This is a genomic window from Micromonospora sp. D75, from assembly GCF_018070405.1.
In the GTDB taxonomy this organism is placed as follows: domain Bacteria; phylum Actinomycetota; class Actinomycetes; order Mycobacteriales; family Micromonosporaceae; genus Micromonospora; species Micromonospora chalcea.
Window position 1 is genome coordinate 1 of sequence record NZ_JAGPXV010000721.1, and the last position, 2,731, is coordinate 2,731.

General features: G+C 73.3%; 2 protein-coding genes and 1 pseudogene. All 3 read right to left on the minus strand.

All coding sequences use genetic code 11. The features are described 5' to 3' along the window. Positions 1-55: 55 nt before the first annotated feature. Complete coding sequence (gene argH, locus KBX39_RS33625) at positions 56-1,894, minus strand: argininosuccinate lyase (RefSeq protein WP_312247501.1); 1,839 nt, start codon at positions 1,892-1,894, stop codon at positions 56-58. Beyond that, a complete protein-coding gene (locus KBX39_RS28160) occupies positions 1,891-2,403 on the minus strand; it encodes an arginine repressor (RefSeq protein ID WP_043324920.1) in 513 nt (170 codons plus the stop codon). Before KBX39_RS28160 ends, argH begins: the two co-directional genes overlap by 4 nt. Beyond that, positions 2,400-2,731 (minus strand): annotated as a pseudogene (locus KBX39_RS28165) (ornithine carbamoyltransferase); the annotation flags it as partial. The pseudogene KBX39_RS28165 and the gene KBX39_RS28160, both read right to left, overlap by 4 nt.

Below are 2,731 nucleotides of genomic sequence, written 5' to 3' on the forward strand. Positions count from 1 at the left end.
GTTGACCGGTGTGATCCGGGGGCAGGCGGGTGCCTGCCCCCGGATCAGCCGCAGGTCAGCGGGGGACGACCCGCTCGGCGGCCCACTCCCGCCAGCCGGTCAGCTTGTCCGCCGCGGCGGCGAGCTGGTCGGCGACCGGGCCGGGCCCGGTGGAGCCGGGCGTGATGCGGGCGGCCAGCGCCGAGCGCACCGACAGCACGTCGCGCACCGACGGGTCCAGGTGCTCGCTGACGGCGGCCAGGTCGGCGTCGGACACCTCGTCCAGCGCGCAGTCCCGGGCCGCGCAGAGCGCCACCAGCTTGCCGGTGATCTCGTGCGCGTCGCGGAACGGCACGTTGCGCCGGACCAGCCAGTCGGCGACCTCGGTGGCGAGCGAGAAACCCGACGGGGCGCTCGCCACCAGCCGGTCCACCCGGACCGTCATCGTGGAGATCATCCCGGCCAGCGCGGGCAGCAGCAGCTCCAGCGTGTCGACCGCGTCGAACGCCGGCTCCTTGTCCTCCTGCATGTCCCGGTCGTACGTCATGGGCAGGCCCTTGAGCATGGTGAGCACGCTCATCAGGCCGCCGACCAGGCGGCCGGACTTGCCCCGGGCCAGCTCGGCGATGTCCGCGTTCTTCTTCTGCGGCATGATCGACGAGCCGGTGGCGAACGCGTCGTCCAGCTCGACCCAGCCGAACTCCTGCGACGTCCAGAGCACCACCTCCTCGCCGAGGCGGGACAGGTGCACGCCGATCATCGCGGTGACGAACAGGAACTCGGCGACGAAGTCGCGGTCCGCGACCGCGTCCATCGAGTTGGCGAACGAGGTACGGAAGCCCAGCTCCTTGGCGACCGCCACCGGGTCCAGCGGCAGCCCCGACCCGGCCAGCGCGCCCGCGCCGAGCGGGCTGATCGCGGTCCGCTCGTCCCAGTCCCGCATCCGTTCCAGGTCGCGCAGCAGCGGCTGCACGTGGGCCAGCAGCCAGTGCCCGAAGGTCACCGGCTGGGCGTGCTGCAGGTGCGTCATGCCCGGCGCGGCGGTGTCCACGTGCCGCTCCGCCTGCTCGACGAGGGCCTCGGCCAGCTCGACCAGCCGGGCCGCCACCTCGCGGCTCTTGATGCCGACCAGCCGGTCCTCGACCATGTCGAGCCGGCCCACGCCGTGCGCCCCGGCGCGCCGGTTCAGCTCCCGGATCGCCTCGTACGGGGTGACCGTCTCGCCGTCGATCGCGACCGGGATGCCGGCGTCGAACGTGAGCACCACGTCGTCCGGGTCGCGTTCCGACGCCGGGTCGACGGTGTACGCGTAGAGGTCCTCGACCGGGGCGTTCCAGATGTCCTCCAGGAAGCCGGTCTCCACCGCGCGGCCCCACAGGTTCTGGTCGATCGAGTACGGCGACTTCGCCGACACGTCGATCGGCAGCCCCTTCTCCTCGGCGAACGCGATCGCCTTGTCCCGGGTCCAGGCGAAGTCCCGGGCCGGGGCGATCACCTTCAGGTCGGGCGCGAGCGCGCCCAGGCCGACCTCGAAGCGGACCTGGTCGTTGCCCTTGCCGGTGCAGCCGTGCGACACGATCGTGCCGCCGTGGGCGCGCGCCGCGGCGACCAGGTGCTTGACGATCAGCGGCCGGGACAGCGCGGACACCAGCGGGTACCGGTCCATGTAGAGGGCGTTGGCCCGGATGGCCGGCAGGCAGTAGTCGGCGGCGAACTCGTCGCGCGCGTCCACCACCTCGGCCTCGACCGCGCCACAGTCGAGCGCGCGCTGCCGGATCACGGCCATGTCCTCGCCGCCCTGGCCGACGTCGACCGCCACCGCGATGATCTCCGCGCCGGTCTGCTCGGCCAGGTACGGAATGGCGACCGAGGTGTCCAGGCCCCCGGAGTACGCCAGCACGACCCGCTCGGTCACGTCGTGCTCCCTTCGACTGTGTCGTCCCGGCGGGCCCAGGCGGCGAGCCGCTCACCCAGCGCCGCCCCGCCGTCGGCCTCCCGGGCCACGACGAGGATGGTGTCGTCGCCGGCGATGGTGCCGACGATCTCGGTGAGGCCGGCCCGGTCCAGTGCGCTGGCGAGGTACTGGGCCGCGCCCGGCGGGGTGCGCAGCACCGCGATGTTGCCGCTGGAGTCGACGCCGTTGAGCAGCTCACGCAGCAGCCGGACCAGCCGGGCCGGCGCGCCCTCGGCGTCGCGCAGCGGCCGGTGCCCGTCCTCCGGGATCAGGTAGACGCCCCGCCCGTCACCGCCGCGCGCGGTCACCGCCCCCAGTTCCTTCAGGTCCCGCGACAGCGTGGCCTGGGTGACCTGGATGCCGTCCCCGGCGAGCAGGTCGGCCAGCTCGGTCTGCGAGTGGATCGGGGTGTCGCGGATCAGCTCGACGATGCGGGCGTGCCGCGCGGCGCGGGTCAGCGGAGCGGTCATGCGGATTCCTCCAGGAGAAACGTCAGCAGCGCCTTCTGGGCGTGCAGACGATTCTCCGCCTGGTCGAACACCGCGCTGTGCGGGCCGTCGAGCGCCTCGTCGGTGATCTCCTCGCCCCGATGGGCGGGCAGGCAGTGCAGCACGATCACGTCGGCGTCGGCGTGGCCGAGCAGCGCGGCGTTGACCTGGTACGGCAGGAACGGCGTGATCCGGTCCAGCCCGTCGGCCTCCTGCCCCATCGACGTCCAGGTGTCGGTGGCGACGACGTGCGCGCCGCGTACCGCCTCGGCCGGGTCGGTGAGCACCTGGACCGAGCCGCCGGTGGTGG